The following is a 26,681-nucleotide window of genomic DNA, read 5'->3' as shown; positions in this document are numbered from 1 at the left end:
ACCGTCCGCAGATCCGCTGTGACCTCAAGGAGGTTTACGGCGTGGACCTTGCGGAGTGGTATGCGGCCGGGCGCTGGGTGGCCCTCCTCGATTACATCGACGGGCTGCCCAGCGCTTGCAGGCTCAACGAGGCAATAGTCAATGACCCGGAGACGGCGGCCATTATCGCCGCTCAACCTAAGTCTGATCGCGAGTGGGCGCCATCTTTCGCTGAGTTCGATCTGACGGCGCACCTACTGCGGGAGATCCTGCACGCGGTCAAGGGACTCAAGCAGGTATCCCTGGCGGCTGCTGGTGGAAAGCCAGGCGAAGAGAAGCCGTTCCCCGCCCCGCGCACGGAGATTGACCGGGCTATAGCTGAACTCGACCGGCAGTGGGCGGAAGCGTTCGCTGGCCAGTTCGGTTTCGATGCCGCTGACATCTGAATAGAGATTCGAGGTACCCCATGCCTGTAGTCGGCATCGCCGAAGTCCTTGTGAAGCCCATCTTCTCGGGAACGCAGAGGACGATCTCGAAAGAGTTTGGCCCGGCTGCTGACAAGGTAGGCCGCGAGGCTGGCTCCCGCATGGGTAAGGGCGTGAAGTCCGGCTTCGCAGCCGAGACGGCGGGGCTTGAAGCTGAGGTGGGTCGGCTCGGTAAGGCTGTCAGCCAGGCTGAGGATTCGGTCGCGGCGTCGAAGGCGAAGGTTGCCACGGCATCCTCGGCTGAGTCCAAGGCTCTCGGCGACCTGCGCGTTGCTGAACTGAAGCTGGCGGAGGTCCGGGAGAACTCGAACGCGAAGGCGTCGCAGATCGCTGCGGCCGAGGAAAAGCTCAACGTCACCCGTTCCCGGGCGGCCGAGGCCACCACTCGTCGCGAGACGGCCGAGCGGAACCTCGCTAAGACCACGACTGATCTCGGCGCGGCGCACGAGAGGGCCGGCAAGGCGTCGGCTGATCTTGAGACGCACATGAAGCGTCTCGGGGACGAATCGGAGAACACCGAGCGCAAGACCGGCCGACTCGGGACGATGCTGCGCAACGCATTCGGTGGTGACAGCCCGCTCGCCGGGATGGTCGTCAACATGCGCCGCGACAGCGACCGGATCCGTCTCGACCTGTCGCAGCTGGCCACCGACGCGGCCAAGAAGGGCGCCGACAGCGGCCAAGCCTTCGCTTCCGGGTTCCTCCGGATCACCGGAATGCTGTCCATGCTCGCTCCAGCGGCAGGCGCTGCTGGCGCTTCGCTCCTGTCAGCCTCCGGTAATGCGATCACTTTCGCTGCTTCGCTGTCCTCCCTCGCAGGCGTAGCTGCCCTACTCCCGGCTGGGCTGATGGCCGTGGGCGCGGGCGCTGGCGTGCTGGTGACGGCTTTTGCTGGCGTCGGGGAAGCTCTGAAATCGGCTGTTGACGCCGCAGGTGCTGTATCGACCATCAATCCCCGGCTCCAGGCAATGGCCGTCGAAGACGCGATGATGGCGATCACCGTCGCTGAAGAGAACGCTGCGCAGGCGCAGGAGAGCGCTGCCCGCCGAGTGGCCGCTGCGAAGCAGTCCCTGCAGGACACTATCCGCGCAGTGAAGGAAGCTGAAGAGTCAGCGGCGGAGGCGCAGGTCGCAGCCGCCCGGCGAGTGACCGACGCGAAGCGGTCCCTGCAGGACGTGACGGAGAATGTGGCGGAGGCGCAGGAGCGTGCTGCCCGTGCCGTTGAAATGGCGGAGCGCAGGGAAGCCGAAGCGGCCAAGGATGTAGTGGCCGCCCAGAAGGCTTTGGTCGAGGCCCGCGAGAAGGCCGCCGCCCGCGTGGCTGAGGTGGGCACGAAGCTCCGCGACGCCAACCTGAAGGCCACAGACTCGGCACTCGCGCTCCAGCGCGCCACGGATGCCTACAACAAAGCCAAGGCCGACCCGAAGGCCGGGCAGCTGCAGCTGGCCCAGCTCGAAAACAACATGGCCAAGGCCGCGGCAGCTGACCAGCAGGCCAAGTCCGCCGTGATGGACCTCCGTGACGAGCAGAAGTCTGCCCAGGCTGAGGCGAAGGCTGGTAACGACGCTGTTCGTGCCGCCGAGGAAAAGCTCGCGAAGGCCCGGCAGTCCGAGGCTGATGCGATCTACGATCGCAAGCAGGCTCAGGCTGAGGCGATCAAACAGCAAAAGGACGGCGCTCGGCAGATCGCTGACGCGCAGCAGGCTATCGCCGACGCGGTGCAGGATCAGAAGAAGGCTCACCAGGAGGCTGCCAAGGTCGCCGAGGACGGCGCCCGCCGCGTGGCGGACGCTGAGCAGTCGATCAAGGACGCTACCGAAGAGGCAACGCGGGCTCAGAAGGACTCTGCCCGGGCCGTCGAGCAGGCTCACCGGAACCTTGAACGGGTTCAGATGCAGCAGGCCGACCAGGCTGAGCAGGGCGGTGCTAAGTCAGCCGCTGCTATGGCGGCACTGACCCCTGCCGCGCAGGAGTCTGTCCGGGCCCTGCTGACCGTGAAGGACATGCTGAGCGGTATCCGGAAAATCGCGCAGGAGAACTTCTTCACCGGGTTCGCCGCGCCCCTGCTGGGACTGGCCAACACGATCATGCCGCAGCTGGCAACCGGCGTGGGAGCAATCGCCTCCCAACTGGGCGCCGGCGCCCGGATCTTCATGGGCGCAGTGCAGTCTTCGCTCGGTAACGGCGTCCTGGAGTCGCTGTTGAAGGGCGTTGCCGATACTACGGGCATCCTGAACACGGCCATCACTCCGGTAGTGGAGGCGTTCACCACGCTTGGCGTCGTCGGCATGGACTACATGCCCCGCCTGGCGCAGCTGGTGGCGGACGTGGCCAAGTGGTTCAACGACATCGTCCAGAAGAGCGCGGCTGACGGCAGCTTGAAGGCGTGGATCGATGGCGGCATCCAGTCGCTGAAGGATCTGTGGTCCATCGGCAAGTCCGTTGTCGGGATCTTCCAGTCGATGAATGATGCGGCTACTGCTGGCGGAGCTGTGTCCACGTTGTCCGGGCTCGCTGCCGGGCTACGGGACATCGATGCGGCCATGAAGGGCCCGGTTTTCCAGACCACGATGGCGACGCTCTTCTCCGGGGCTCAGACTGGCGCGGATGGCCTGTTGAAGGCTCTTGGTCCGATCGCTGACGCGTTCGTCCGGGGCGCCCCTGCCATGTCTCGGTTCTTGGAGCTCGGCGGGCAGATCGCCGGTACCCTCATCGGCGGCGTCTTCACTGCTCTGTCGAACCCGCAGTTCGGCGCCGGGCTGGTGACCTTCATGGAGGGTCTGCAGCGCGGGGCTGAGGCCGTAGCGCCGCTCCTGCCGGGCCTGACTGGGGCTTTTGGTGATCTGCTGACTTCGATCGCTCCGATCGTTGCCGAGATCGGCCCCAGCCTGGTGGAGCTCCTGACTGGCTTCGCTGGTGGGCTCGCCGGGGTGATCTCGTTCCTTCAGCCGATGCTTTCCGCGATCGCTGGCAGCCCTGTCATCCTGGGGCTGCTGATCGGCGGGATCATCGCCGCCAATCTGGTCCTCGCGGGGATGTCCTCCGTGCTGGGCTTTGCGCAGGCTGCGATGGCTCTTTGGGCGGCGAGGGCGGACATCGCTGCCGCTGCCCAGTGGCTCCTGAACGCTGCAACGTCCGCGTTCCCGGTGTTCCTCATCGTGGCTGCTATTGCTGCTGTGGTGGCCGGGCTGGTCTGGTTCTTCACCCAGACGCAGCTGGGCAAGGACATCATCGCGAACGTCTGGGCAGGAATTCAGGTCGCGATAAATGCCGTGGTGACATGGTTCCAGACCGTTGCAATGCCGATCATTCAGAAGGTCTTCGCCGTCGTGGGCGCCGTGTTCACGTGGCTCTACCAGAACATCATCAAGCCAGTCTGGAACGGGATCGTGACCGCGTTCAGCGCTGCTTGGCTGGTCATCCGTGGCATCTTCCAGCTGCTCGTATCGGTCATCCGGTACGTCATCGCGCCAGCATTCACATGGCTTTGGAAGAACGCCATCAAGCCGGCCTTTGATGGTATCGGCGCGGCTATCAGTTGGGTCTGGCTGAACATCCTGAAGCCAACCTTTGATGTCTGGCACAGCATCTTCAAAAACACGCTGGGGCCGGTCTTCACGTGGCTGTGGAAGACGATCATCAAGCCAGCCTTCGACGGGATCGGGTCCGCTATCAAGTGGGTCTGGGATCACATCCTCAAGCCCGTGTTCGACGCGCTCCACGATGTGATCTTCAAGACGATCCCGGACGCCTTCAAAAAGGGCGTTGAGTTCATCAAGACCCACTGGGACAAGATCCGGGCGATCGCCAAGGCCCCCGTGGTTTTCGTTATGGACAAAATCATCAACGAAGGCCTCATCGGCGGCTTCAACAAGATCGCTGACATTCTGCCAGGAATCGACCACCTGCCGACGATCCACAACAAGGAGCTCGGCTTCGCTCGTGGCGGCATCCTGCCGGGGCAGTCGTCCTGGCGGAATGGTGATGACCAGCTGGTGCCGATGCGTCGCGGTGAGGGCGTGTACGTCTCGGAGGTCATGCGTGACCCCTTCGAGCGGGCTCGCCTGTACGCGATGAACAAGGCTGCTGTAGCGGGCCGGTCAATGCGTGAGGCGCGGGCCGCGTTCGGCGAGGGCTTCGCGAAGGGTGGCATCCTCAACCCGCTGCGGAGCATGGTCCAGACGCAGGGTTACAACCGCATCCACAAGGGCGTTGACTTTGCGGCTTCGGTTGGCACTCCGGTGTTCGCCACTGAGCCGGGCCGGGTTAGTTGGTCCGGGCCCGGTGTCCAGGCGCCGGGCGTGTGGGGTGGCAATGAGGTCCACATCGATGGTGCTTCGGGCATCCAGACGTGGTTCGCTCACTTGTCGTCGATGGCTGTGAAGGTCGGCCAGATGGTCCGTGCCGGGCAGCAGATCGCAAATTCCGGCAACACCGGTTTCAGCTCTGGCCCGCACCTGCACTTCGGCACCTTCAACGGCGGGTGGCCGAACGACATCAACCCGTACACCTACCTGTCCGGGGCGGCCCAGCCGTCCGGTAAGGACAGCGGCGGGTTCGATCCGCTCGGCATGCTCACCGGGCTAGGCGACAAGATCGTCGGCCAGATCAAGGGCGCGTTCCCTGCAGCCGGTTTCATGATCGATGCCGTGACCGGCTTCGGCAAGAAGCTGTTCGGCAACGTCGTGGACTGGGTGAAAGGCAAGCTCGGATTCGGTTCCGCGACCGGTGCCCCTGAGCCTGCCCACGACCCGGCCCTGTACGACCTGGGCGGCATCCTGCCTCCCGGCATCTCGCAGGTCGTCAACCGGACCGGCAAGCCTGAGGCGATCCTCAACCCGCAGCAGTGGGCCGATGTTCGCACGCTCGCGCTTGAGCGATCCAACGGCGCCGGCGGCCGTGGAGACATCAACTTCCACGGCAACGTCGGATGGGACCCCAACGAAGTAGCAAACCGTATCGAGACGAAGCGGCGCGACACGTTCGCTGCCTTCGGAATATAGGAGGTCTGTGTGGCGAATTTCGCCTTTGCACTGCCATATGTACCTCCGGCTCCCCCAACCCCTCCATGGCGCGGCATTGAACTGCTGTGGAGGGGCTGGGACGGGAGCGAGTGGGAACTGACAAGACCCTCCACCGGGCTGTTTCTCCGGCCGGGCGTGCGAGGTCTGCTGCTGCCAGAGTTTGATCGGCAGTCTAGTTCCTCGCCGGCCGTGCCGGGATCACGTCACCTCGGCACGGCGGTGAAGGACCGGACGGCGTTCTGGCCTTTGTACCTGTACTCGGATCAGGGCTCGACGGACTTCATGGCCCGGGACCGGGCGTTCTGGAAGAGCCTTGACCCTGACTTGGAAGGCACGTGGACCGCTGTCTTGCCGGATGGTGCACGGCGGACACTCCCGCTCCGCCTGAGCGGTGCGGACGACGAGCTGACGCACGACTTCGTGCAGCGCGGCTGGGCGAGGTACGGCATCAACCTGCTGGCCGACAAACCGTACTGGCTGGGAGAGACGGTTACGAAGTCCTGGGGTCAGGGCGAGATGCGGCCCTACTACATCACGGCCGAGGACCGCATTACCTACGGGTACCCGGACGACGCTATCTACTATCTGTCGCCTGGTGGTTCGCTCGGGACGGCGACGTTCACGAACGACGGCGACGTCGCTTCCTATCCGGCGTGGACCGTGATCGGGCAGACGACGGCCGTGTCCTTCGGCGTGGACGGCAAGAGCATCACGGTGCCGTTCGAAATTCCAGAAGGGTACGCGGTGCAGCTGGACTCTGACCCGACCAGTAACCGGGTTCTCTGGTACGGCGAATGGGACAGCGTCAACAGGGTCATGCTCTCGCCCATTGACCGGACCTCTGAGCTTGACCCGGCGTCGCAGTTCGGCGCTATCCCCCGCGGCCAGGACCGCCCTGTGAGCATCGCGATGACCGGATCGGGCACCGTTATCGCCGCGATCCAGAACAAGTACAGGAGGGCATGGTAGTGACCTCCGAAATTCCCTACGAGATCCTCGTCTACAGAGGTTGGGACTTCAAAGGGTGGGTTGGCCGGCCGGGCGAAGTGAAGCCCGTTGTGCGGCACAACGTGAAGTCCAACGCGACATTTGCCCTCGACGCGGACCACGTCCGGGCTGCCGACCTACGCCAACCCGGCGCCCGGGTCATGATCTACCGGCATGGGGCGCTCCAGATGACGGGGCCGGTGCGGCTGGTCAACGGACCATTCATGGATACAGCGTCCCTGACGTTCAGCGTTGAGGACGATTTCCGGATCCTGAACAACTGGCGGGCGTGGCCCAAGCCGGCGGCGGCCTTGACGGGACAGAACGTCGAGTATCGAACGATAACAGGCCCGGCCGAGACTGTCGTGAAGACAGTCATGGCCGAGAACGCAGCACGGCTCGGTTACCCGCTGGCCATCGCCCCTGACCAAGGTCGAGGCTCCACTGTCAACTGCACGTTCCGCTTCCACCCTGCCTACGACCGGCTGTTCCCAGCCGTCGATCAGGCGGGGATTGGAGTGACTGTTCGGCAGGAAGGCGCTGGACTGCTGCTGGACTGCTATGCCGTTCGCGAGTACCCGCACCGTCTTTCGCCGGACGCCGGCACGGTAATCGGCGGCACGTACTCCCTAGCAGCACCGACCGCAACCCGCGTAGTTGTCGGCGGCCAGGGCGAGGGTGTGGCGCGCACCTTCAAGGGATTCTCTGATGTCGCCCGGGAAGCCGAGTGGAACGACATTATCGAGGTCTTCCAAGATGCCCGGGACTCGTCTACGGGCGACGTCTATGCGGACCGAGCCGCCGAGACCCTCGCTGAGGGCGCGCCGCTGGCTGGTCTCTCGCTGGAGCTTACCGAGACGGACCACTTCCGATACGGAGGCCAAGGGCTCCGGGTCGGCGACCGGGTCACAGCTGAAATCCGCGGCCAATTCTTCACGGACGTATTGCGCGAGGTGCGCCTGTCTTGGGACGGCGGCGGAGACGTCGCCACACCAGTAGTCGGCGAGCGGGCCGATGACACGGACACGCTTCTGGCCAAAAGGCTCCGCGCTTTGCAGCGCGACAACGCAGATAGGAAGGCCTACTGATGGCTTTGACCAGCAAGTTTTACGACGGTTTCGTGACCGAGTCTGACCAGGCGAAGAACCGAGCCGGCGCACCAACCTACGGCGTTTACGGGCCGACGGACTTCAAGGTCACCGCGCACCCGTCGATCCCCTTCGCCGTCCTCGTGAAGGCCGGTCGCGCTTGGGGACATGGTGTCACGGACACTGCGGACGTGGATCAGGTGGTGCAATGCCAGACGCTGTCCGGCACAAACACTGTCCGCTGGGATCTGATCGTGGTGCGCCGAAACTGGCAGCCGGCACTTGGCGGCCCGTCCACACTCGAGGTCATTCAGGTCGGCGCCGCTCCTACTATCCCCGGTTCTCCTGCCCGGAAGATCGGCCCCGGGGTTGAGGATGACCAGCCAATCTGCCTAGTGCAATGGCAGGGCGGCACCTCGGCGCCGATCGGGTTCATCGATCTCCGAACATGGGTTGGCGACGGCGGCGGCTTCTATGCCGACGAAGATCTGGTGCGCACATACCTGAACGCTCTCGGAACGCGCATCCGTATTGGTGCCACGGATTGGGTGCGCATGCTGGGCGCCAACGATGTGCCGGAGTGGCGGACCGCGGACGAAACTTTCTCGTACTCCCCGAACGTTCTGACGAACTGGGAAACAACTGGGCTGATCACCGCGAAATGGTTCGGCGTGACACGGCAGATCACGGTGGACCTGAACTTCAAGCGGACCGGCCCCGACACCCCACTGACCAATATGGACCTCACTCCGATGTCCCCGACTCAGGTGTCGCTGCCCATCGCGGCGCGGGGCCCCTCCACATCCAAGTACGTCCCGGGATGGCTGGTCGGCGGCGGGAACAACGTCCCCATCGGGGTGCACCTGAACCCCTCCACTGGTGTTGTGTCGATCATGGCCACAGCGGATCCGATCACGATCAAGCGGAACGCACAGTTCAGCCTGAACCTGACGTACTACCAGCAGGGATAGGGGCGACGATGATCGATGGATTCCCCATCCCTGCCATGGAAACACTTACCCCTGTCGGGCTGTACATCATGCTCGTTCTGCTGCTCTTCTTCGAGCGAATCGTACCCATCGGCAGACTGCGCGCTGAACAAGAGACGACCAAGTACTGGCGGGACGTCGCGGACACGAAGCAGACGACTATCGACAGGCAGGCGGAAACGATCCACATCCTTGTGGAAGGCACTGGCAAGACCGTCGAAAAGGTCATGACCACCATCCAGGACAAGGCGGGGGTGGACTCATGAGGCGCAGCTGGTGGAACCGAAAATCTCCGCCTCCCGCCCACGTGGAGGCACTACACGCCCGCGAGCAGGCCGCACGCCAGCTGGAAAGCGCTAACGAGCGCCACGCTGAGGCGATCACCCTGGCCGAGACCCTGCGGCAGATCCGGCAACGAAACCACTTCGGGCAGTCCCTCGAAAACCTCAACTGGAGCAAGCAATGACCGGAATCCTCACCTTCACGATCTTCGTGCTCACAGTCTTCACTCTGGGCGCGTACAGCATCGTCGCCCCTTGGTGGACGACTCGCGCCGGGAAGGCGTACTTCATCCTTTTCGCTGCCCTCGCTGTCTTAGCCGGGCACTTCCTCGTGGAAGAGCTCGTCGGGCAGATGCCGCAATGGGTCGAAGAGAGCGTCCTGGGCCTGGTTGCACTCGCGATCGCATGGAACGGCTACACCATCATTTCCAAACAGCTCCGGTACTGGCGCGCAGCCCACGAAACTCCACAGCCGGTAGACCCCACCAAGGTTTCCGAGCCTTTACAAACGGGAGGCTTGACGAAATGACGGGATTCACCCTCCCCACGTCCCGGCCTGTCACGCAGGCTTACCTGGCCGAGTTCGATGACTGGAACGGGGACGGCGTCGTGGACTACCCCGGCGGCTTCTACCACTCGATCGGCTGGGACGGGCACAACGGCATCGACTACGGATGCTTCGACGGGGACCCGGTCGAATCCGTCGCGGACGGCATAGTGACGTTCGCCGGGGACGCTGGTCTCTGGCACCCGATCCTTTCCGGCGGCGGTAACGCCATCCTCGTGGAGCATCCGGACTACGGAGTGCAGACCGAGTACTTGCACCTGTCCGCGTGGCTGGTGAAGGAAGGGCAGTCCGTCAGCAAGGGCCAAGTCATCGGCCGGTCGGGGCATACCGGGGCGGCCACGGCGCCCCACCTTCACCTCGGCATGTTGCTGATGAACGGCTACAACCTGAACGACCGCATGCGCGGCCGTATTGACCCCACCCCGTACCTCTACGGGAACCTCAACCCCGACTACGCCGGCAAGGGTGGCGCGGCAATCGCGCCCCAAAGCGGCACCATCAACGAGGAGGACTCCATGTCCGCAGCTGACGTCGAAGCACTCAAGAACCACTTCAATATGGCGCTGTACGGCGGCGCCCCGACCAAGGACCAACTGGCCGCGCCACTGTGGAAGCTGGCCGCCAACAACCAGGGCGACATCCGCACCGCCCGGGACACCATCGCCGAAGTCAAACGGATCGCGACTCAGAACCAGGTCGACATCCGGGCCACCGCAGCCCGCGTGTGGGCAACCACGATCTCCCGGGCTGGGAAGAAGATCCCCGCCCTGCAGGAGCTCGCCAACATCTTCACCAAGGTCGCCAACGTGGAACCGGCAGTTGCCCAGATCCTCGAGAACACTGACGCAGACCAGCTGGCGGCGCAGATCCCGGACGACCTCGCGCAGCAGGTCGTTGACGCGCTCGCAGCCCGGCTCGCAGGAAAGGATGCTGTCTGATGGATGCTCTCACTCCTGGAGCAGTCGCCCTACTGGTTGGTCTGGGCCCGGTAGCGCTCTGGCTGCTGGCCGTCGGGTTCTTCTCGCCGCTGGTCATCTCGATCATTCAGCAGTCGGGTTGGTCGGCTCGCCGCCAGTCTGTGGTGGCGTTCGTGTTCTACCTCGCCGTATCGGCGGTGACAGCCTGGTTGAACGGAATCTTCAACGCCGCCGGGCTTGTGACAGCCATCCTCGTCGTTTTCGTCACGGGCGCCACCGCGTACAAGAACCTGTGGAAACCGACCGGCGTTGCCCCTGCCATTGAAGCGAAAACTGCGCTGACCAAGCAGGGCAAGCACGAAGCCTGACCCCCCAAGTCCACGAAGCGCCTGCGAGGGCGCTTTTTTCATGCCCAAGTAAAGGAGCGCCCTCGTGGCCTTTACGTTCGATCACATCGAGGCACGGGACCCGAACATCCCGTCACTCGTTGCGTCCAACGCTTCCATCCTCATCTTCGAACCCGGCGACGAAACCAAGACGCCGCTGGTTATCACCGACACCAGCGGTTCGCCCCTGCCGAACCCGGTGCAGGTGAACGCGCTGGGCTACGGCCCAGCGTTCATGCACGCCACGCTTGATCGTGTCGCATGGGCCGGCGGCGGGTACACCGGATTCTTTACCTCGTACGAGGGTATGAAGCAGGTTGCCGTCGATGCCAAGGCCGCGGCTGAGAACGCCGAAGCGGGAGCCAACGCCGCGGCGTCGACCGTCGTGACCCAGGCGGCGGTGAACGGCTCCGGTCGGTTGATCCTGAAAAAAGCCGACGAGACAACCGTCGACGCTGGACCCGTTATAGGCCCGAAGGGCGACAAGGGCGACAAGGGCAACGACGGCGCCAACGTGCTGCCCACAGACACGGCGATCAAGCAGGCCATCGAGAACCCGAGCAGTGACACGCGAGGGGCACTAAATGCCACCTTTGTCACAGCCGAAGTTGATGCAACTGGCGGCGTAACCCTCTACCTTGACGGAGTTGAACTCTAATGGCTATCGCAAAAGAATCCACACTGAGGAACCTGCTGCTGGACCGCTCAAAAGGTCACAGGGAACGCTCTGCCGCCCGCGCCGCCGCCGCAATGTCAGACGGCGCAACATTTACCGAAACATGGGCCGACACCGCCGCATGGTCTCCTAGCGCATTCGGCGTCGTAAACAACGGCGTAGTGCAGGGCAACGGGCAAGCCGCAAACTCCGGTGCAAACCACGCCTTCGCCCTCAAAGACCCCGAAAAAATGCGCGCCGTGACCTCAGTGACTTTCAACGGAACAGGCATCGCTGGTGGCGGCAGAATGATTGTCGGAGTCAGCTTCGACGCGCCAGGAGCCGCCGCCACAAGCGGCGCAACGAACGCCGTAGGACTCAGCTTCACCGGAACAGGCATCTACAAATGGGGTGCTGGTGCGGGCGGAACCGAAGTACTACTCAACACCCCCGGAGCCGCGTTCACCTATACGGTGACCATCACCGTAGACAACGCAACCATAAGCGTGGTGGCCGTACGATCAGATGGTGGTGCGGACTTCGCCGCTCAATGGCTTCGAAGCTCCATCCCATCCAACAAAAAAGTCGGAAACCTCTTTGTGTTCAACAGCGCAACGGCAGGGGACACAACCAACTACATCGGTGCTATCGGGGCGCGCAAGGAAATCGCCACACTCGCGCCCCGCATGGGAATCGAAGGGCAGCAACGGACCGTGCACTGGACAACCACCCCGACGCTCGGTAACGGAAACTACGGGGCACGGATCGCTCTTCCGCGAAACTACGATCACCGCGTACCTTCACCACTCATTCTGTTCAGCCACAGCCACGGCGCAAACGAGAGCCAGCCTTACGCTGATGGCCCCACGAGGAACGTCATCAACGCCCTACATGATGCCGGGTACATCGTCGCCAGCACCGTGGGCACCCCTGTAGGTTTCGAGTTCGGCAACCCCTCCCTCGTGGACTCCCAAGCGGCGCTGTACAAGTACGTCAGGGACCACTACAACGTCAGTTCCGTGTCGATCTACGCAATCAGCATGGGCGGCCTAGGTGGCCTCAACAGCGCACGTGACCCCCGCATCCCAGGCGTCAGGGCTTTCGTGGCATCGTCCCCGATATGCTCGCTGGCCTACGCCTACGCAAATGCGGCGCAGGGCTGGCCGGCCGAAGTGCGGACCGCCTACGGCGTCGCCTCGGATGGGTCGAACTACGCGGCAAAGACTGCTGGGTCTGACCCACTGCTGAAACCGACCGACTTCGAGGGCATTCCGATGCTGATCATTGCATCCCCCGGCGACACGATTGTCACCAAGGCAGCAAACACGGACGCATTCGTGACGGCCCTGAATGGGATCACCGATACGACAGTCATAACGGCCTCGGGGGAACACAACGACACGACCCAGTACCCCGGAGCGTCGATCGTCGCATTCTTCGACCGGTACGCATAAGACCGGTTAAGTTCCCCACCTGAAACGAAGCCCCCGCATCGCCCCTCCGGGGTCAGTGCGGGGGCCTTTTCGTGGCCCCACCTGAACCGGGAACGTGTCCTTGACGAGTCATTGTGGGGCCCCTTGTGGCTCCCTAAACGCAGTCCTACACTTGGAATTCTCTGGAATCCGCTCGCCCCGTTTCTCGGGCAGCCAAGCACCCCGCAGGGGCACCGCATTACCCCCAGCCATGCCCAGGAGACCAACATGAACAAGCCATTAGTCGCCACCCTGCTCACCAGCGCCATCCTCACCTTGGCGGCACCCTCCATAGGCGCCCCACCCAACGTCAGCGTCACCGGGGCCGGCACCCTAGTGTTCCGGTCAGAGGGGACAGTGCATGTAACAGTAAGTGCCCATAAGCCCGCTGACGCCCCCGAGGAGGAGGGCACCGGCAACGTCACCATCAAATTCCCAGGAGAGCCGGCGGTGCACGGTACCGTCGATTGCCTGAGCGTAGAAGGGGATAACGCGGGCGTGTCCGGACAGCTCGACAACGGACAGTTCTTTTTCATCACGATCACAGACGGCGAACAGACAGGCGTTCCGGACAGGGCAGACGTCCGCCGGCTCGTCGCTACCCGCCAATTCTGCCCGGCCAAGCATGGCAGCGACGACATAATCAATGGAAACTTTCAAGTCCGGGGCTGACTACCGCTACCCCGATTTGTGAAAGTAAGCCTGCTGTCTATATGTTGGGTGAAGCAACTCCTTATTCCCCCAGAGCATGGAGATGTCGAACCACCAGAAGGACCCCGCGCATTGACTCGTGCCGCGGGGTTCTTCTGTATCCGCGAGTAGATGCCCCCGCCACAGCCCCTCCCAGTCGGCCTGGTACGGCCCGGGGCATAGTCACTCTTATGTCAGGACGTCGCCGCCTACGATGTAGCTTCCAAAGCCGCCGCGGTGCCAGCGCATGACCATCTCGATGTTCCGGGCGTAGTTCCCTGTCCCGCTGACCTTCTCCTGCCAAGAGCGGACCGCTGAGATTACATCCCGAGTGAACATGGGCATATCAAGGATGAGCGCGTCGTCCACCTCATTGTTATGGACGCGAACAGAAGAGTTTGGAGGGGCGAAGATGATCCGCTTGTACTTGACTGTAGAGGACGTCCCCTGATGCAAGAAGCTGCAGCGCAGCTGATAAAGCTCGTCAGGATCCAGCTTCGGGTAGTCCTGCTGCAGGTAAGCGCGCACCCAGTTCTTATACTTTGAGCCAGTCGTTTTCCCATTTTCGGATTGAACGGCAGCGCACACGTCAGGCAGCGCCAGCGATTTCCCGAATGAGATGGTCCACGACGCGCCTTAGGCCAGTGCCATCTGCAGGGAGGCGCCGGCGATGGCGAACCCACCGACGACTATGAACGCCCATGATGCTGGGCGGGTTTCGTGGGACACGACATCATATGCGTCCAGAGCGGCAAGAAGGCCGCCGATGGCTACGGCCATTGCCCCGAAAAAGTTGCCCCATGCAGCGGGCCAATGCCCGTTCGGGGTGACTGCGATAGCGAAGACGGCGACACCTGTGAGTGTCAGGACCAGAGTCTTTTCAAGAGCGGATGACTTCTTCGGATTCTTTACAGCCACGTTCAGCCCTTCTCCGTGCGGATCGACAGGAGCTGGTAGCCCTCGGGGATCTTCGCTTCGAGCGCGGCCAGACCTTCCTGGTAGGAGGCTGCTTCGACTTCGATGGTGCTGGTTTCTTTGGTGGGTATGACGCCGACGAGTTTCACTTGAGCACTCTACCGCCGCCTGCCGCAGAGTGACGCGTGGCTCGCGATTGAAGTTACTCCAACGACGCACTACCTCTCATTTATCCGAAGTGACAGCCAGACCTAACTCAAAAACTGGCTTTGACCAGGTGCTTGTCACTAAAACTGATGACGTTTCAGGTCAGGGCATTGATTGCTAGTTTTTTGCTGTGTAGCTTTCGTGGACCAACGAGTCACGGAAGGCGCATCATGAAAATTTCGTTAGCTGCACAGGGCCGAAAGCGTATCGCAGCGGGGGCTCTCGCGCTGGCTTTAGGCCTGGGGGGACTGGTAACATCCGCTGCGCCGGCCAGCGCCGCACCATGGAATTGTCCAATCAGCGGCACTGGCAATAGTCGCTCGACCTACTGTTTCAACGGCAGCGGGGAGTTTCGGGTGGCAATTTTCTGCATCAACTGGGTGAAATTGGGTTCAACTGGGCGGACCGTTTATGGACCGTGGATGAGGACGTTGACTCGTCCTTCCGCGGCATGGTGCGAGTGGTACGAGAACGTGGGGAGCGCATACGCACAAACTCGCTGAACGTAACTCCCGGATCAATATAGCCCCGCGCTGCCCCTAGGGTGGCGCGGGGCTCTCTTGTGTTGTCCGCCCTAGCACGTATGGTGCGGAGCATGGTGAAAGTGGATGCGGCCGCGGTGGCGAGGATGCTGTCCGGCGGGATCAGACGGGGTCACTATATTGGGCCTATGCCCACGTTCACGCAAGACGGCGTCACGTACGACTACCTGGCGCCGGCCGGTCCTGTGCGCCTCCATCTGATCAAGTCGTGGGAGTACCCGCATTGGCCGCGAGTGGAGGCCGCTGTGCCACTGTCCGACGGCGGGAGCGCGCAGGTTTACGGCGAGGCGTCCCGGTGGAGTGCCGAGCAGGTCCACGTGCGGTGGGCTGACGACGAAGGCCACTTCCATGCAGCATGGTTGCCGACGGCCAACGTTAGGCCGCTGACGGATTCCGAGTGGGACATCATCGAGTTTCACGCCTGCCCCGAGGACCTGCGACACGTGCGGTGGGCTAAGCGGCTGCCGGGCTTCCTGCCCGAATAAGTTGATGGCTGCCCAAGTAGCTGCCCTGTGAGAAGATCAAGCGCATGAGAATCCCGCCGAGAATCGAACGCGAAGTGGTACGCCTGTCGGATCTCACCGTCACCGACCAAAAGATATCCGGCATAACGTTTGAGAACTGCCTTATCATGGGCCCGGCGGTGGTCGTCATGACCGGAGGTGACGGCACACTGCAGGGCTGCACCTTCGATGGCGATCTGGACGCGATCCTCTGGGAGATCCCGCAGAGCCGCGGGTCCGTCCTAGGTGCGATCGAACTGGAGTCATGCCACTTCATCGACTGCCGTTTCACGTTGGTGGGGTTCGCCGGACCCGCTGAGTTCCTCAACAAGTTCAGAAGCGGCATTGCATCATGACGTCTCCAAAGGTCGCAGGCTCTACGACTACGCCGATTCACACGGACGACGCCGATGCCTCGATAGCGGGTTCGGCCATTTCGCCGGCGAAACTGCAGGATTCACCCGGAATCTCCATACGTGGTGCGTCCGCCAGCGCCACGCCGGCTGCCCGTCGACGGCGTTCAACGATCGTCGGGGCCCTTTCGGAGTTTACTGATCGGACCGATCTGTCCTCACTGTCCATGAACCGGGACAAGACATGAATGCACAAATGACGATCGTCGACACGAACGTCATGGTGGCAGCGTTAGTCGACACTGATGACGATCACGAACGCTGCGCGGCCCTCGTTGAGTCGCTGCCTCGCCCGATTGTTCTTCCGGTCCTGACTATCGCCGAAATCTGCCACTTCATCGACCGTGAAATCGGACCGGCCGCGGAGCTCAAGTTCCTGCAACTCATACGGGACGGCGAGATCCTGCCGTACTACCGCGGGGCAGACTGGACCCAAATTTGCACAGTCGTGGAGAAGTACCTAGGTTCCAAACTAGGTGGCGTGGACGCTTCCGTGTTGGTTTCGGCAGAAGCGAATGGAACGAATCGCGTGGCATCGATGGATAATCTGCTGCGAAACGTTGTGACGGATTCAACTCCTTACTTCATGCTCGTTCCCTAGGCGGGCCCGTCTCTCAACCAAGCGCGTCGGCGGCGGCCAACCCGCTGTTCTTCCCGATTCGGGCGTAGATCCTTGGGCTCTCAAAGCTCGATTGCCCAGCCTTCCGGGTAGTCGGGGTGGTCCCTGTACGGCGAGGCCATGCACATGAGGACGAATTCGCTGGTTCCGCCAACATCGCTGCCGATATCAGTAACGAGCGGGATGTTGGCCAGCATCTGCCGTTTGGCCACGCATTCAGCAAGGATCCGGCCGGGGTTGAACTAAGCGATGTAGAGCCGGTCTTCGAGTTTGCAGGCGAGGTACCCAGGCGCGTGGTCTACGTACGCGTCAAGTACAGCCTGTTCGTTCGCAGAAAATTAGAGCGCTGAGGCGTTCCTGCTTCCCCGAACCATCCCCAGGGCGCAGGGGATGTCTGGTCGGCGCAACTCGGTGGCAGGATAAGGCATGGACATCATTGAAGGACAAAGCAACGTGGGCAGAGCCAGGAGAGCAACCCGTTCCGTTTGTAGACAATAAATCGGTAGCCCGCTCATTCCCCCAGACAGGAGCGGGGCCACCTACCGAAGCCATAGATACATCGAGACCCGTTACGGCGACGGTAACCGGATGATACGACAGGCTGATGAACCAGCAGGCTTATCACGTTGAGTGTCTAACTGAGAGCTGGGTAGCGTTATCAGTGGCAACGTCCGCAATTGCCCCCCAGCTGCGGAGGTTGCTTATTTTTTGGCCCCAGTGCGACGGGGGCATAAACGCTAAGATCAGGGCCCATGGACGACGAGGTCTTCACCGTCAAGGAAGTGGCGGAAATGTTCAAGCTGTCGCCGAGCACCATCTATGCTCGCGTCTCAGGGTGGCCGCATCTCAGGATCACCCCGACCGACATCCGATTCAGTCGTGGAGACATCGAAGCTATCAAGGCAATGTCCCGCAAGACCCCTGTACCTCCACCTGTTATGGGGGCCAGGAGCACACGGATCGGGACGGAGAGGCAGAAGGCCAGGAACCGGGCGTACAACCTTAGGAACGGCCTCAGGGAACGGCCGCTTTCTTGACGTCTATTCGGGCGTCCCGTTCATTGCAACTGCATTGAGCGCCACCCACAGTTCACGGAGGAAACCTTCGTTGTCCGGGCGGAGAACGGCTGACGTCACACTCCGTCCATCCCATCGCTCGACGAGAAGGATCCCGCCAGTAAGCCGAGTCACGAACACGTCATCGGCCACCCATGCCACACCGTCTTCGAAGCCGAACAGTGCCGCTGGCGGCATCCCTTGAGAGCCCATCACGACAGGTAGAGGAATATCGGCACTTCCACGGTCCTCTTGGTCTCCGCCCATGGCTAAACCTAAGTGACAGGTGGAGACCAGGACATCAGTACTCAGTACCTGTCTTTCCCTGGCAATTGCACTCGGCTACTCAGGCGGGCGTCCCGGCCGGCAGGGCTGGTATTACGACCTGATGGGAAAGCATTCAGCTGATCAGGATGGCCGTTTTGTGGACCTCCTGCGGACTTTTTGCGGACTGACAACTGCGATCAACTGCAAACAGCCCGGAATCCTGCGGGATTCCGCCGCCCGCAACAACTGCCAATGTCTGCATAGGACTTCGAGCTCTACTACTACTTCGACAGTTGACGCAGCATCCTTGCTATGTTGTCCCGCCGCTCTTTTGTCCACGGTTCCGGGGGTTGTGGCGTTGCGATGATGGCTTGGTAGTGCCCTTCAGTGAATCTGAAGAGCCTGCCGATCTTGCTGTGAGGCCATTTGCCGGCGTGGCACATGCGCCGAACCGTGTCAGTAGATACGTTCAGCCGGGCAGCCATCTCTGCAGCCGTCAGCATTTTCAGTTCGTTCATCTGGAGAGCGTATCTAGGATCGAAACATGACAATACAGAAGCTCGCGTATACCTTCGATGAAGCTGCGGAGCAGTCGGGATACAGCGTAAGGACATTGAAGCAGGCGGTGGCGGATGGCAACCTCGCCGCCCGCTACGCCAACAGTAAGGGCGTCATCCGCCACGAGGATCTAGCTGCTTGGCTGGACGCCCTGCCGGCCGAACCGCCAGGGGGCATCCGGTGACCAGGGAGAGGCCGGCACCGGTACCCATTTTCCGTACGCCGGAGGAAGTCGCCCCGGAACTTGGCATGTCGAAGTCTCAGCTTCGACACTACTGCCGGATCTCAGGCATTCACACCAGACTCAGCCGACGACGGATCATGCTGCACGAGGATGACATCAAGGCCCTCGTAAAGTGGGTGCGGCAGCGGAAGGACAAGGCTGATGAGTGGTGGACCGAACCGGAACATGATCCTTTCGCATAAGCCCAGCCACCCACCGCTTACCCACCGGAAACAACGAATATCAACGACCAGTCTCGAAATGGAATGGGCGCACAATCCCTCGTATTCCTTGGAAACTGGCGGATGTTGGCTAAGGACGAATGATGACAATAACCAGCATCCCCTAATCCGCCGGTCGGGGGTTCGATTCCCTCCTGGGGCACGGCCAAGAGCGGTCCTGAACTGCGCAAACGCCAGTCAGGACCGCTTCTGGGAGATGCGGCGGTGGCTTTTACTACGGCGCGGAACGCGTACCCGCATCCTTGCCCGGGCCCGACGTTGGAACGAAGTTCCAGCTGAAAGACCCGTTATCCCGGAGTGTCATCCGAAGGAAACCGTGAGTGTTGCTGAACCGCTTCACGATGAACGACGGACTGCTCGTGAAGGAGCGGAGTCCGATCCCTCCCGTGGATACCTGGAACGCTGTCATCCCGTCACTGACGCACTGGTCCCTGTTGTTCACCGGACATGAGCGTTCGTAGTTGTGCTGTGACCCTGACAGGGTCAGACGGACACGGTGCTTATACATCACGTCGATCCACGGCTTGTGGTCGGCGGCCCGCTTATGTTCGCCGGTGTTCGATGTGAAGTACGGTTCGTGGTAGACGACTGCCAGGTACTTGCCCGCCGCCTTGGCAGCAGCGAGGTCGCTGTCCAGCCATCTCGTCAACGCCTGGGCCTTCGCGGGGTTGTACCGCCAGTGCGCGGAGGACAGGAACGCGAAGTGCCAGTTCCCGAAGTCCTTCGAGTACGGATCCCCGTTCCCGATGAATCCGCGCTGCCGGTTGATCGCAGCCTTCGCCGGGGCACCCGGGCATTGGCCATTCATGAAGTTGTCGAGGTCTTCGTTGCGGCCTGGTTGCCAGTCGTGGTTGGGGGCGGACACCCAGTATAACTTGGGCTTGGCGCCACCCCACAGCCGCGTCCAGTACTTCACGTAGTCAGCGCACCGCGGGGTGTCGTACTGGAAGTCCCCGAGCCCCAGGAACGCGTCAATCTGGTTTTTCTGCACGAGCCGGGTGATCGCCGCACCGTTCCGGCCGGACGGGCTATTGGGCTCAATGTTCCTGACGCCGTTCATGTCACCGACAGCAGCGATCCGAACATCCGGCGCCGGGACCCTGGGCTTGTTGGGGGACGGTACCGAACCCGGACTGAGAGTCGTCCTTGGTTGCGGCACCTCCCCACCGCCGATAGCGAGGGACGCAGCCCAAAGGCCAGTGACGGCCAAGAGGAAAGCGGTCGCTCCAGCGATAACACGGTTGCGGCGCATCGGGGGTACTCCTCCCTTCGGGGCGGCCGTGTACTACCTCGGACAAGTACGCCCCGCATGTCTACCTCCGAGTGTAGAACACCCCATGACGCTTGGCGGGAGCTCATATGAGTAAACGATCCGATCGCCCGGGGGGCATATTGCAAGCATGCTTACTAATACGGCCCGACTGTGCCTATGATCGGACTGGGCGCCGGCGATATGCATAGGCCGGTCAGCCTGGACCAACCGTCAGGAAAGGAACATCCGCATGCAGCAAAGCCAGCCGGGCGGAAACCCGGCCGATCCGGAAACGCCCCGGCCAGCGAGCCCGGCGCCAGGCCAGCCAGGTGCCGCAGAGCCCCTTGACCCTGCACCGGCCGCAGCGGGTACCGGCACGGCGGGTACCGGCGCGGCGGCCCGCCATCCTGGCACGGCCGCGATCCCGGGCTACGACGGAGCCGCATCACCGCGCCCCGGCCTGGCGGAGCCGGAACGGCAGGTGACGCGCGCCGGTATGATCTGGGCGGCGGTGGCCTCGGCGCTGGTGGTACTGGTGCTGCTGATCATCTTCATCCTGCAGAACCAGGAACTCGTCCAGGTGAAGTTCTTCGGCCTTGAAGGCGCGGTGTCGCTCGGGATGTCCCTCTTCATCGCGGCAGTAGGCGGAGGTGTCCTCGTAGCCATGGCGGGCGCAGCCCGGATCATCCAGTTGCGCGCTGCTGCCCACCGTCGCAGGGTGCAGGCTGGCCGGAACCGGTAAGCCGCAAGCCGCCACCGGCGCGGTCAGTCCTCCAGGTACTCCTTGAGGTTGCCAAGCACCATGCCCCAAAGTTTCTCAGACTCCGCGGCTTCGTCATCACTCTTGTTGTTGCCCTGGGTAATGCTGACCCGGGTGCCCTCCGCCACGGGCTCCAGGCCGTATTCCACGCTGTGGTAGCTGTCCGGCTCGTCGGGCAGGCCCGACAAGGGGCTGTAGTGGGTGATGCGCAGGAGTTCGTTGGGGCGGACTTCCAGCACGGTCCCCTTGTCCTGGTAGGACTTGCCCTGCCACTCCCCCTCGAACGTCACAGGCTCACCTTCCCGCCAGGTGGATGTGACGTTCGTGCCGAGAAAGTATTCCTTGACGTCGGCCGGATCCGTCAGCGCCTTCCACACCCGCTCCGGCTGAGCAGCGACAACAACGCTCGCCTCGGCGTCCCTGCTTTGTTTGTCCATTGCTTCGCCTCCTGGCGCCACCCTACCCGCGGACGCCCACCGAAGTAAGGGCAGGTTCAGGCAAAGGGTTGCACCAGTTCCGCATAGCGGTCCTTCATCCTCGCCAGGACGTCGTCGCCGTCTGCGTCCCAGATCTCCTGATTGAATATCTCCACCTCGATGTCGCCTGTGTACCCGGCGTCCCGGACCCAGGTGCCGATCGTCGCGAAGTCAATCACGCCGTCGCCCATCATGCCGCGGGAAAGCAGCGCGTCCGCGGCGATCGGAGGGTTGAAGTCACACACCTGGTATGAGGCGATCCGGTTCTCCCGGCCGGCACGCTCGATCTGCGCTTTCAGTTCCGGATCCCACCAGATGTGGAAGGTGTCGACGGCGACCCCCACCGCCCGGGCGTCGTACGGCGCCGCCAGGTCCAGCGCCTGCCCCAGCGTGGAGATGAGCGCGCGGTCGGCGGCGTACATCGGGTGCAGGGGTTCCAGCACCAGCCGTACGCCGTGTTCGACGGCGAATGGGACGAGGTCTTCAAGCCGGTCAGCCACGCGCTGGCGGGCCGCCACGCCGTCCTTCTCCCCCGGAGTCAGTCCCCCGACCACGAGGAACAGCTCTCGGGTATCGAGAGCAACGACGATGTCCCGCCAGGGCCCGATGGTGGGGATGCCTGCACGGGCGCAGCCGTCAACAGCCTCGGCGAGCGTCCACTTCTTGGTGGTGGCGCTGTTGAGGGAAAGCCGTGAAAAGGGGGACGGTTCTGAATTGAAGGTCATACTCCCACTCCGTTAATGCGAAGGAAATCGGACATCCGGAACGCTGCGAGGCCGGGGTCCTTCAGCAGCCCGGCTTCGTCGGCCAGTTCGAAGGTCTTCGCGAGGGCACCACGGAACGGCCCGAGTGCAGGCCGCCGACCATCTGGAATCCGGGCTGCTTGCCGTTGAGCCAGGACAGGAAGGCGATTCCGGTCTTGTAGTAGAACGTGGGGGCACTGAAGATGTGCTTGCCCAATTCGCGGGTGGAGTCCAGGATGGCACGCGCTTTGGCGGCATCTCCGGCGTCGTAGCTTTGCAGCGCCGCGGACGCAGCGGGATAGATTGCCGCAAAGATTCCCAGCAGGGCATCCGAGTGGAGGGTGCCGTCACCGTCGATCAGCTCGGGGTAGTTGAAGTCGTCACCCGTGTAGAGGCGGATGCCCTCGGGGAGCGCCGCCCGCAGCGCGACTTCGTGCGAGGCATCCAGGAGGGAGACCTTGACGCCGTCCACCTTGTCCGCGTTCCCGCGGATGAGGGAGAGGAACGTCTCCGTGGCGACGGAGATGCTGTCCGAGCCCCAGTAACCGGCCAGCGCGGGATCGAACACAATGCCGAGCCAGTGCAGGATGACGGGCTGGTCGGATTCCTGGAGCAGCGTGGAGTAAACCTTCAGGTAATCCTCGGGACCGGACGCCACCTGGGCCAGCGCCCTGGAGGCCATGAGGATCACCTTGGCTCCGGCCTCGCTGACGACGGCGACCTGCTCACGGTAGGCGGTCAGGACAGCCTGCAGCCCAGCAGCGCCGGACGGCAGTGTGGCAAGGTACAGCTGGTCGGTGCCGGCGCCGCAGGACACGAGGTCGCGGACGGTCATGCCCGCCGTGGCCGTGCCGCCGGCGGAGACCACGGAGGCCGCCTCCGCCCCTGTGCGCTTGATCAGCTGCTGCGTGGCGGCCCAGTCCAGGCCCATGCCGCGCTGGGCGGTGTCCATCGCGTCGGCAACCCCGAGCCCGTAGGACCACAGCTCGTGCCGATAGGCCAGGGTGGCGTCCCAGTCGAGACGGGCCGGAGCGCCGGGAGTTATTGTCTGCGGTGACCTCGGGGATGACGTGGGCGGCAGCATAGGCCCGGCGCGATGTCAGCGGCGCCATCGGTTTGGCCCAGGTGGTGGCAGCACGGAGGCGGTACTCCCGGATCCCGCCGTCGGATGTGGGAAGGATCAGTGAAGTCATCAGAACGTGATCTCCGGGATGTCGATGGTGCGGCGTTCCTCGCTGGACTGCAGACCGAGTTCGGCGAGCTGCACGCCGCTTGCGGCGGAGAGCAGCCCGAAGCGGTGCTCGCGGCCGGCGACGGCGTCCCGCAGGAACTCTTCCCACTGCAGCTTGAAGCCGTTGTCCAGCTCGGCGTTGGCGGGGACTTCCTGCCACTGGCTGCGGAAGGATTCTGTAACTGGAAGGTCCGGGTTCCAAACCGGCTTCGGCGTGTGGGCCCGCTGTTGCCCACACACTTGTTCAGGCCGGCGACGGCAGATCCGTGCGTGCCTTCCACCTTAACTCGACCAGCTCGTCACGGTAGACCCGGACGGCCCACGAGGAGTTGATCTGGCCGATGACGTCGTCCCCGCCTGGGGTTTGCAGCTCGAAGATGCCATAGGAGGCGTCGTCTGCCGTTGCCTTGTATTCCTTGCCGGCCTCGTCCCACCGCGCCGGGATGTGGGTGGCGGTCTTGCCGATGACGCCTTCCAGGACGTAGTTCCAGTGGCAGAACATGTCCGTGGTCATTCCGCCGCCGTCCTCCTTGCGGTAGTTCCAGGACGGGCGCTGGGCGGCCTGCACGTCGCCCTCGAAGACCCAGTAGCCGAATTCTCCGCGGATGGACAGGATCCGGCCGAAGAACCCTTCGTCAACGAGGCGGCGGAGCTTGACCAGGCCGGGCAGGTAGAGCTTGTCGTGCACGACACCGGCGGTGACCCCGGCTTCCTTGCCGATGCGGGCCAGCTCGATGGCCTCCTCGAGGGTTTCCGCCATCGGCTTCTCGGTGAAGATATGCTTGCCGGCCTGCATGGCCTTCTTCAGGGTTGCGGCCCGCAGGCTGGTCATGGAGGCGTCGAAGACGACGTCGACAGTGGGGTCGTTTATCACGCCGTCAAGGTCGGTGGTCCACTCCGAAATTTTGTGAAGCTCGGCCAGTTCACGGACCTTCGCTTCGTTGCGGCCGACGAGGATCGGCTCGATCTGGACCTTGTTGCCGTCCTCCAGGGTGAAGCCGCCTGCATCACGAATGGGGAGGATGGAGCGCAGCAGGTGCTGGCGGTAGCCTATTCGGCCGGTAATGCCGTTCATGGCGATACGGATCGTCTTTGTTTCGAAGCCCACGAGTCCTCATTCATTCGTGGTGATGGACCGGGAAAGCGCATTCCCGCTGCTTCTATAGTGCAGAACTCACGGGCACATGGCAAGCGCTTTCCGGCGTTTTATAACTGCGATAGTGTGGGCATCAGCCGAGTTTCCCGGCGCCGGGGCCCGTTGAAGAGGAGTTTCGCCTGTGGCAGCAAGCACGCTGACCGAAGTAGCCCGCCTGGCCGGAGTCTCCCCTGCCACCGCGAGCCGCGTCCTGAACGGTTCCGCCAGGACCCCCGGACCTGATATTGCTGAGCGCGTCCGCAGAGCTGCGGACTCCCTCGGCTACATCCCCAACGCCCAGGCACAGGGCCTCGCGAAGTCGAGCTCCGGCCTTATCGGACTCATCGTGCACGACATCGCGGACCCCTACTTCTCAGCCATCGCCCGCGGCGTCCAGACCGCGGCCCGGCACCAGAACAAGATGGTGCTACTGGCCACCACCGCGGGCAGCCCCGCCGACGAGCGCGCGGCCGTGGCTGCCTTTGCGGCACGCCGGGCGGACTCGATAGTGATCGCGGGTTCGCGGTCGGCACGGACCGCCGACAGGCAGGGCAACGCCGAACTGGCCGCCGAGCTTGACCGCTACTGCCGCAACGGTGGCCAAGTGGGCGTCGTGGGACACGCCGTAGTGGGCGCCGAATCCGACGAGGGCTATCACGTGGTTGAAGTTCCCAACGAGGAGCTCGCCGCCGAACTCGCCCGGGAACTGGCCGTCTCACGTGCCGGGGAGTTCGTGATCATCGCCGGCCCGGAGGGCCTCCTGACCTCCGACGACCGGGTGCGCGGCTTCCAGCGCGGCCTGGCAGACGCCGGGTTTCCGCCGGCAGACGTCCTGCACACCGGATTCGACCGCACGGGCGGCTACGAGGCGGGCATGGAGCTCGCCGCACACATCGGGGCGCACGGCGGCAACGGCGAGGCCGGTACTGACGCCCCCGCACCGCAACGGCTCTGTATCTTCGCCGTCAACGACGTCATGGCGATCGGGGCCACGGCCGCGCTGCGCTCCCAGGGGCTGCGCGTCCCCCGTGACGCCGCCATCGCCGGCTTTGACGACATCGAAACCCTGCGCGACTTCCGGCCCGCCCTCTCCACCGTCCGCCTGCCCTTGGAGGAGATCGGGAGGCTGGCAGTTCCCGCCGGTTCCGGCCCCGCGGCGGCCGGCGCCGTGGCGGTCACGGGCGAGGTGACGCTGCGCCGGAGCACCGAGCCTGGCGGCGAGCCCGCTTCCTAGTCCCGGCAGCAGGGTGGCGCGGATATGGGTCGGATGACAGGGCTATTCGGCCGTGGAGGCAGCGGAAACCGCTGCCCTGGCCTCCTTGGACGGGCTATCTTGGCAGCATGGCAAATGAAGCGGTGCTGGCGCTGATTCGCACCGAACTGCGGGCGGCGGCAGACCCCATCCGCGGCGCCGCAGCGCAGGCCTACATGAAGTCAGCAACGCCGTCCCTCGGCGTCCGCGTGCCGGAGGTGCGCAAGGCAACCAAGGCCGCGGCCGCTGCCCATCCGTTTGAATCCGCCGAGGACCTGCGGTCAACGGTGCTTGTCCTGTGGCGTGAAGCCCGTTACCGCGAGGAACGCTACGCGGCGATTGACCTGACCGGGCTGCGGGCCGTAGCCGGAGACCCGCGGATGCTTCCGGTGTATGAGGAGATCATCCGGACCGGCTCATCCTGGGACTATGTAGACGGCGTGGCCCACCGGATCGGCACACTGCTCCGGGCCCACCGGGACGAACTCACCCAGGTACTGCTCCAGTGGAGTGCGGATCGCGACTTCTGGATTCGGCGGGCGTCCATCACGGCCCAGCTGGGGGCAAAATTCCAGACGGACACCGCGCTGCTCTCTGCGGTCATCGAGGCGAACATGGCCGACAGGGAGTTCTTCATCCGCAAGGCCATCGGGTGGGCGTTGCGTGGGTACGCGAAAACCGATCCGGAATGGGTCCTGGATTTCGTGGCGCGGAACGGCACATCACTCAGTCCGCTCTCGCGCAGGGAAGCCCTGAAAAACCTTTAG

Annotated in this window: 29 protein-coding genes and 2 pseudogenes; 21 read left to right on the top strand and 10 right to left on the bottom strand. The window is 63.3% G+C overall.

The window, feature by feature from the left end; translation table 11 throughout:
- Nucleotides 1-41: 41 nt before the first annotated feature.
- The 13 genes from G9E11_RS01850 (at nucleotide 42) to G9E11_RS01790 (ending at nucleotide 13,503) form a co-directional block, all read left to right on the top strand.
- Complete coding sequence (locus G9E11_RS01850) at nucleotides 42-425, top strand: hypothetical protein (RefSeq protein ID WP_190602440.1); 384 nt, start codon at nucleotides 42-44, stop codon at nucleotides 423-425.
- Between the two features lie 20 nt (nucleotides 426-445).
- Nucleotides 446-5,467 (top strand): peptidoglycan DD-metalloendopeptidase family protein, encoded by a 5,022-nt coding sequence (locus tag G9E11_RS01845; protein ID WP_190602438.1) that lies wholly within the window; start codon nucleotides 446-448, stop codon nucleotides 5,465-5,467.
- A 210-nt stretch (nucleotides 5,468-5,677) separates the two neighbouring features.
- The gene (locus G9E11_RS01840; RefSeq protein ID WP_190602435.1) at nucleotides 5,678-6,457 is read left to right on the top strand and encodes a hypothetical protein; all 780 of its coding nucleotides are present in this window, start codon (nucleotides 5,678-5,680) and stop codon (nucleotides 6,455-6,457) included.
- Nucleotides 6,457-7,563 carry a Gp37-like protein gene (locus tag G9E11_RS01835; RefSeq protein ID WP_190602433.1) on the top strand — a complete coding sequence of 369 codons (1,107 nt, stop codon included), beginning with the start codon at nucleotides 6,457-6,459 and terminating at the stop codon, nucleotides 7,561-7,563. The genes G9E11_RS01840 and G9E11_RS01835 overlap by 1 nt, the downstream gene beginning before the upstream one ends.
- Complete coding sequence (locus G9E11_RS01830) at nucleotides 7,563-8,534, top strand: hypothetical protein (protein ID WP_190602430.1); 972 nt, start codon at nucleotides 7,563-7,565, stop codon at nucleotides 8,532-8,534. Before G9E11_RS01835 ends, G9E11_RS01830 begins: the two co-directional genes overlap by 1 nt.
- An 8-nt stretch (nucleotides 8,535-8,542) precedes the next feature.
- Entirely contained in the window at nucleotides 8,543-8,818 is a 276-nt protein-coding gene (locus tag G9E11_RS01825; protein ID WP_190602429.1) for a hypothetical protein, read from the top strand.
- 41 nt (nucleotides 8,819-8,859) lie between these two features.
- The gene (locus G9E11_RS01820) at nucleotides 8,860-9,018 is read left to right on the top strand and encodes a DUF7620 family protein (protein WP_190602426.1); all 159 of its coding nucleotides are present in this window, start codon (nucleotides 8,860-8,862) and stop codon (nucleotides 9,016-9,018) included.
- Complete coding sequence (locus tag G9E11_RS01815) at nucleotides 9,015-9,362, top strand: putative phage holin (RefSeq protein WP_190602424.1); 348 nt, start codon at nucleotides 9,015-9,017, stop codon at nucleotides 9,360-9,362. The genes G9E11_RS01820 and G9E11_RS01815 overlap by 4 nt, the downstream gene beginning before the upstream one ends.
- Nucleotides 9,359-10,339, top strand: coding sequence for a M23 family metallopeptidase (locus G9E11_RS01810; protein ID WP_190602423.1), 981 nt, complete (start codon nucleotides 9,359-9,361; stop codon nucleotides 10,337-10,339). The genes G9E11_RS01815 and G9E11_RS01810 overlap by 4 nt, the downstream gene beginning before the upstream one ends.
- On the top strand, nucleotides 10,339-10,686 hold the full coding sequence (locus G9E11_RS01805) for a hypothetical protein (RefSeq protein WP_190602421.1): 348 nt from the start codon (nucleotides 10,339-10,341) through the stop codon (nucleotides 10,684-10,686). The genes G9E11_RS01810 and G9E11_RS01805 overlap by 1 nt, the downstream gene beginning before the upstream one ends.
- A 64-nt stretch (nucleotides 10,687-10,750) precedes the next feature.
- Entirely contained in the window at nucleotides 10,751-11,362 is a 612-nt protein-coding gene (locus G9E11_RS01800; protein WP_190602419.1) for a hypothetical protein, read from the top strand.
- The gene (locus G9E11_RS01795) at nucleotides 11,362-12,813 is read left to right on the top strand and encodes an alpha/beta hydrolase (protein ID WP_190602417.1); all 1,452 of its coding nucleotides are present in this window, start codon (nucleotides 11,362-11,364) and stop codon (nucleotides 12,811-12,813) included. The genes G9E11_RS01800 and G9E11_RS01795 overlap by 1 nt, the downstream gene beginning before the upstream one ends.
- 246 nt (nucleotides 12,814-13,059) lie before the next feature.
- Nucleotides 13,060-13,503, top strand: a complete 444-nt coding sequence (locus G9E11_RS01790) for a hypothetical protein (protein ID WP_190602415.1) — start codon at nucleotides 13,060-13,062, stop codon at nucleotides 13,501-13,503.
- Between the two features lie 207 nt (nucleotides 13,504-13,710).
- Here G9E11_RS01790 and G9E11_RS01785 read toward each other — a convergent pair whose 3' ends face one another.
- The 3 genes from G9E11_RS01785 to G9E11_RS01775 form a co-directional block, all read right to left on the bottom strand.
- Nucleotides 13,711-14,049: a hypothetical protein gene (locus tag G9E11_RS01785; protein WP_190602413.1), complete on the bottom strand. Its 339-nt coding sequence runs from the start codon at nucleotides 14,047-14,049 to the stop codon at nucleotides 13,711-13,713.
- 108 nt (nucleotides 14,050-14,157) lie between these two features.
- Nucleotides 14,158-14,439, bottom strand: a complete 282-nt coding sequence (locus tag G9E11_RS01780) for a hypothetical protein (protein ID WP_190602412.1) — start codon at nucleotides 14,437-14,439, stop codon at nucleotides 14,158-14,160.
- Between the two features lie 2 nt (nucleotides 14,440-14,441).
- Complete coding sequence (locus G9E11_RS01775; RefSeq protein ID WP_190602410.1) at nucleotides 14,442-14,585, bottom strand: hypothetical protein; 144 nt, start codon at nucleotides 14,583-14,585, stop codon at nucleotides 14,442-14,444.
- Nucleotides 14,586-15,313: 728 nt separating this feature from the next.
- On the opposite strand from G9E11_RS01775, the gene G9E11_RS01770 reads away from it, so the two are divergent.
- The 3 genes from G9E11_RS01770 to G9E11_RS01760 all read left to right on the top strand — a co-directional run bounded on the left by G9E11_RS01770 (nucleotide 15,314) and on the right by G9E11_RS01760 (nucleotide 16,702).
- A complete protein-coding gene (locus tag G9E11_RS01770) occupies nucleotides 15,314-15,670 on the top strand; it encodes a hypothetical protein (RefSeq protein WP_190602408.1) in 357 nt (118 codons plus the stop codon).
- Nucleotides 15,671-15,714: 44 nt separating this feature from the next.
- The gene (locus tag G9E11_RS01765) at nucleotides 15,715-16,044 is read left to right on the top strand and encodes a hypothetical protein (protein ID WP_190602406.1); all 330 of its coding nucleotides are present in this window, start codon (nucleotides 15,715-15,717) and stop codon (nucleotides 16,042-16,044) included.
- 253 nt (nucleotides 16,045-16,297) lie between these two features.
- Entirely contained in the window at nucleotides 16,298-16,702 is a 405-nt protein-coding gene (locus G9E11_RS01760) for a type II toxin-antitoxin system VapC family toxin (protein ID WP_190602404.1), read from the top strand.
- An 80-nt stretch (nucleotides 16,703-16,782) separates the two neighbouring features.
- On the opposite strand, the gene G9E11_RS01755 is transcribed toward G9E11_RS01760, so the two are convergent.
- Nucleotides 16,783-16,947, bottom strand: a complete 165-nt coding sequence (locus tag G9E11_RS01755; protein WP_311764297.1) for a DUF6221 family protein — start codon at nucleotides 16,945-16,947, stop codon at nucleotides 16,783-16,785.
- Nucleotides 16,948-17,472: 525 nt separating this feature from the next.
- On the opposite strand from G9E11_RS01755, the gene G9E11_RS01750 reads away from it, so the two are divergent.
- On the top strand, nucleotides 17,473-17,757 hold the full coding sequence (locus tag G9E11_RS01750; protein ID WP_190602401.1) for a helix-turn-helix transcriptional regulator: 285 nt from the start codon (nucleotides 17,473-17,475) through the stop codon (nucleotides 17,755-17,757).
- A 566-nt stretch (nucleotides 17,758-18,323) separates the two neighbouring features.
- Here the strand turns inward: G9E11_RS01750 and G9E11_RS01745 are convergent.
- Nucleotides 18,324-18,560, bottom strand: a complete 237-nt coding sequence (locus G9E11_RS01745; protein WP_190602398.1) for a helix-turn-helix domain-containing protein — start codon at nucleotides 18,558-18,560, stop codon at nucleotides 18,324-18,326.
- A gap of 26 nt (nucleotides 18,561-18,586) precedes the next feature.
- On the opposite strand from G9E11_RS01745, the gene G9E11_RS01740 reads away from it, so the two are divergent.
- Entirely contained in the window at nucleotides 18,587-18,784 is a 198-nt protein-coding gene (locus tag G9E11_RS01740) for a helix-turn-helix domain-containing protein (protein WP_190602396.1), read from the top strand.
- Between the two features lie 495 nt (nucleotides 18,785-19,279).
- Here G9E11_RS01740 and G9E11_RS01735 read toward each other — a convergent pair whose 3' ends face one another.
- Entirely contained in the window at nucleotides 19,280-20,125 is an 846-nt protein-coding gene (locus tag G9E11_RS01735; RefSeq protein ID WP_246468637.1) for a metallophosphoesterase family protein, read from the bottom strand.
- Nucleotides 20,126-20,567: 442 nt separating this feature from the next.
- Between G9E11_RS01735 and G9E11_RS01730 the strand changes: the two genes are divergently transcribed.
- The gene (locus G9E11_RS01730) at nucleotides 20,568-21,059 is read left to right on the top strand and encodes a LapA family protein (protein WP_190602392.1); all 492 of its coding nucleotides are present in this window, start codon (nucleotides 20,568-20,570) and stop codon (nucleotides 21,057-21,059) included.
- A gap of 23 nt (nucleotides 21,060-21,082) precedes the next feature.
- On the opposite strand, the gene G9E11_RS01725 is transcribed toward G9E11_RS01730, so the two are convergent.
- The 4 genes and pseudogenes from G9E11_RS01725 to G9E11_RS01710 form a co-directional block, all read right to left on the bottom strand.
- A complete protein-coding gene (locus tag G9E11_RS01725; protein ID WP_190602391.1) occupies nucleotides 21,083-21,514 on the bottom strand; it encodes an SRPBCC family protein in 432 nt (143 codons plus the stop codon).
- Nucleotides 21,515-21,570: 56 nt separating this feature from the next.
- Nucleotides 21,571-22,278 carry a sugar phosphate isomerase/epimerase family protein gene (locus G9E11_RS01720; protein ID WP_190602389.1) on the bottom strand — a complete coding sequence of 236 codons (708 nt, stop codon included), beginning with the start codon at nucleotides 22,276-22,278 and terminating at the stop codon, nucleotides 21,571-21,573.
- Nucleotides 22,275-23,489, bottom strand: a pseudogene (locus tag G9E11_RS01715) (dihydrodipicolinate synthase family protein). Before G9E11_RS01715 ends, G9E11_RS01720 begins: the two are co-directional and overlap by 4 nt.
- Nucleotides 23,489-24,635, bottom strand: a pseudogene (locus tag G9E11_RS01710) (Gfo/Idh/MocA family protein). The pseudogenes G9E11_RS01715 and G9E11_RS01710 overlap by 1 nt, the downstream one beginning before the upstream one ends.
- 169 nt (nucleotides 24,636-24,804) lie before the next feature.
- Here G9E11_RS01710 and G9E11_RS01705 point away from each other — a divergent pair.
- Both G9E11_RS01705 and G9E11_RS01700 read left to right on the top strand, forming a co-directional pair.
- Nucleotides 24,805-25,896, top strand: coding sequence for a LacI family DNA-binding transcriptional regulator (locus tag G9E11_RS01705; RefSeq protein ID WP_190602387.1), 1,092 nt, complete (start codon nucleotides 24,805-24,807; stop codon nucleotides 25,894-25,896).
- Between the two features lie 107 nt (nucleotides 25,897-26,003).
- Entirely contained in the window at nucleotides 26,004-26,681 is a 678-nt protein-coding gene (locus tag G9E11_RS01700; protein WP_190602385.1) for a DNA alkylation repair protein, read from the top strand.

This window comes from Arthrobacter ipis (genome assembly GCF_014694315.1).
Lineage (GTDB): Bacteria > Actinomycetota > Actinomycetes > Actinomycetales > Micrococcaceae > Arthrobacter > Arthrobacter ipis.
The sequence above is the reverse complement of the archived record's forward strand: the minus strand, read 5'-3'. Positions and strand labels throughout refer to the sequence as shown.

What these genes read in the sequence shown, in the direction of transcription:
- G9E11_RS01815 (WP_190602424.1), top strand. Translation starts at nt 9,015, where the DNA reads ATGACCGGAATCCTCACCTTCACGATCTTCGTGCTCACAGTCTTCACT.
- G9E11_RS01720 (WP_190602389.1), bottom strand. Translation starts at nt 22,278, where the DNA reads ATGACCTTCAATTCAGAACCGTCCCCCTTTTCACGGCTTTCCCTCAAC.
- G9E11_RS01760 (WP_190602404.1), top strand. Translation starts at nt 16,298, where the DNA reads ATGACGATCGTCGACACGAACGTCATGGTGGCAGCGTTAGTCGACACT.
- G9E11_RS01725 (WP_190602391.1), bottom strand. Translation starts at nt 21,514, where the DNA reads ATGGACAAACAAAGCAGGGACGCCGAGGCGAGCGTTGTTGTCGCTGCT.
- G9E11_RS01810 (WP_190602423.1), top strand. Translation starts at nt 9,359, where the DNA reads ATGACGGGATTCACCCTCCCCACGTCCCGGCCTGTCACGCAGGCTTAC.
- G9E11_RS01830 (WP_190602430.1), top strand. Translation starts at nt 7,563, where the DNA reads ATGGCTTTGACCAGCAAGTTTTACGACGGTTTCGTGACCGAGTCTGAC.
- G9E11_RS01750 (WP_190602401.1), top strand. Translation starts at nt 17,473, where the DNA reads ATGGACGACGAGGTCTTCACCGTCAAGGAAGTGGCGGAAATGTTCAAG.
- G9E11_RS01730 (WP_190602392.1), top strand. Translation starts at nt 20,568, where the DNA reads ATGCAGCAAAGCCAGCCGGGCGGAAACCCGGCCGATCCGGAAACGCCC.
- G9E11_RS01770 (WP_190602408.1), top strand. Translation starts at nt 15,314, where the DNA reads ATGCCCACGTTCACGCAAGACGGCGTCACGTACGACTACCTGGCGCCG.
- G9E11_RS01825 (WP_190602429.1), top strand. Translation starts at nt 8,543, where the DNA reads ATGATCGATGGATTCCCCATCCCTGCCATGGAAACACTTACCCCTGTC.
- G9E11_RS01700 (WP_190602385.1), top strand. Translation starts at nt 26,004, where the DNA reads ATGGCAAATGAAGCGGTGCTGGCGCTGATTCGCACCGAACTGCGGGCG.
- G9E11_RS01790 (WP_190602415.1), top strand. Translation starts at nt 13,060, where the DNA reads ATGAACAAGCCATTAGTCGCCACCCTGCTCACCAGCGCCATCCTCACC.
- G9E11_RS01805 (WP_190602421.1), top strand. Translation starts at nt 10,339, where the DNA reads ATGGATGCTCTCACTCCTGGAGCAGTCGCCCTACTGGTTGGTCTGGGC.
- G9E11_RS01845 (WP_190602438.1), top strand. Translation starts at nt 446, where the DNA reads ATGCCTGTAGTCGGCATCGCCGAAGTCCTTGTGAAGCCCATCTTCTCG.
- G9E11_RS01745 (WP_190602398.1), bottom strand. Translation starts at nt 18,560, where the DNA reads ATGAACGAACTGAAAATGCTGACGGCTGCAGAGATGGCTGCCCGGCTG.
- G9E11_RS01740 (WP_190602396.1), top strand. Translation starts at nt 18,587, where the DNA reads ATGACAATACAGAAGCTCGCGTATACCTTCGATGAAGCTGCGGAGCAG.
- G9E11_RS01765 (WP_190602406.1), top strand. Translation starts at nt 15,715, where the DNA reads ATGAGAATCCCGCCGAGAATCGAACGCGAAGTGGTACGCCTGTCGGAT.
- G9E11_RS01795 (WP_190602417.1), top strand. Translation starts at nt 11,362, where the DNA reads ATGGCTATCGCAAAAGAATCCACACTGAGGAACCTGCTGCTGGACCGC.
- G9E11_RS01735 (WP_246468637.1), bottom strand. Translation starts at nt 20,125, where the DNA reads ATGAACGGCGTCAGGAACATTGAGCCCAATAGCCCGTCCGGCCGGAAC.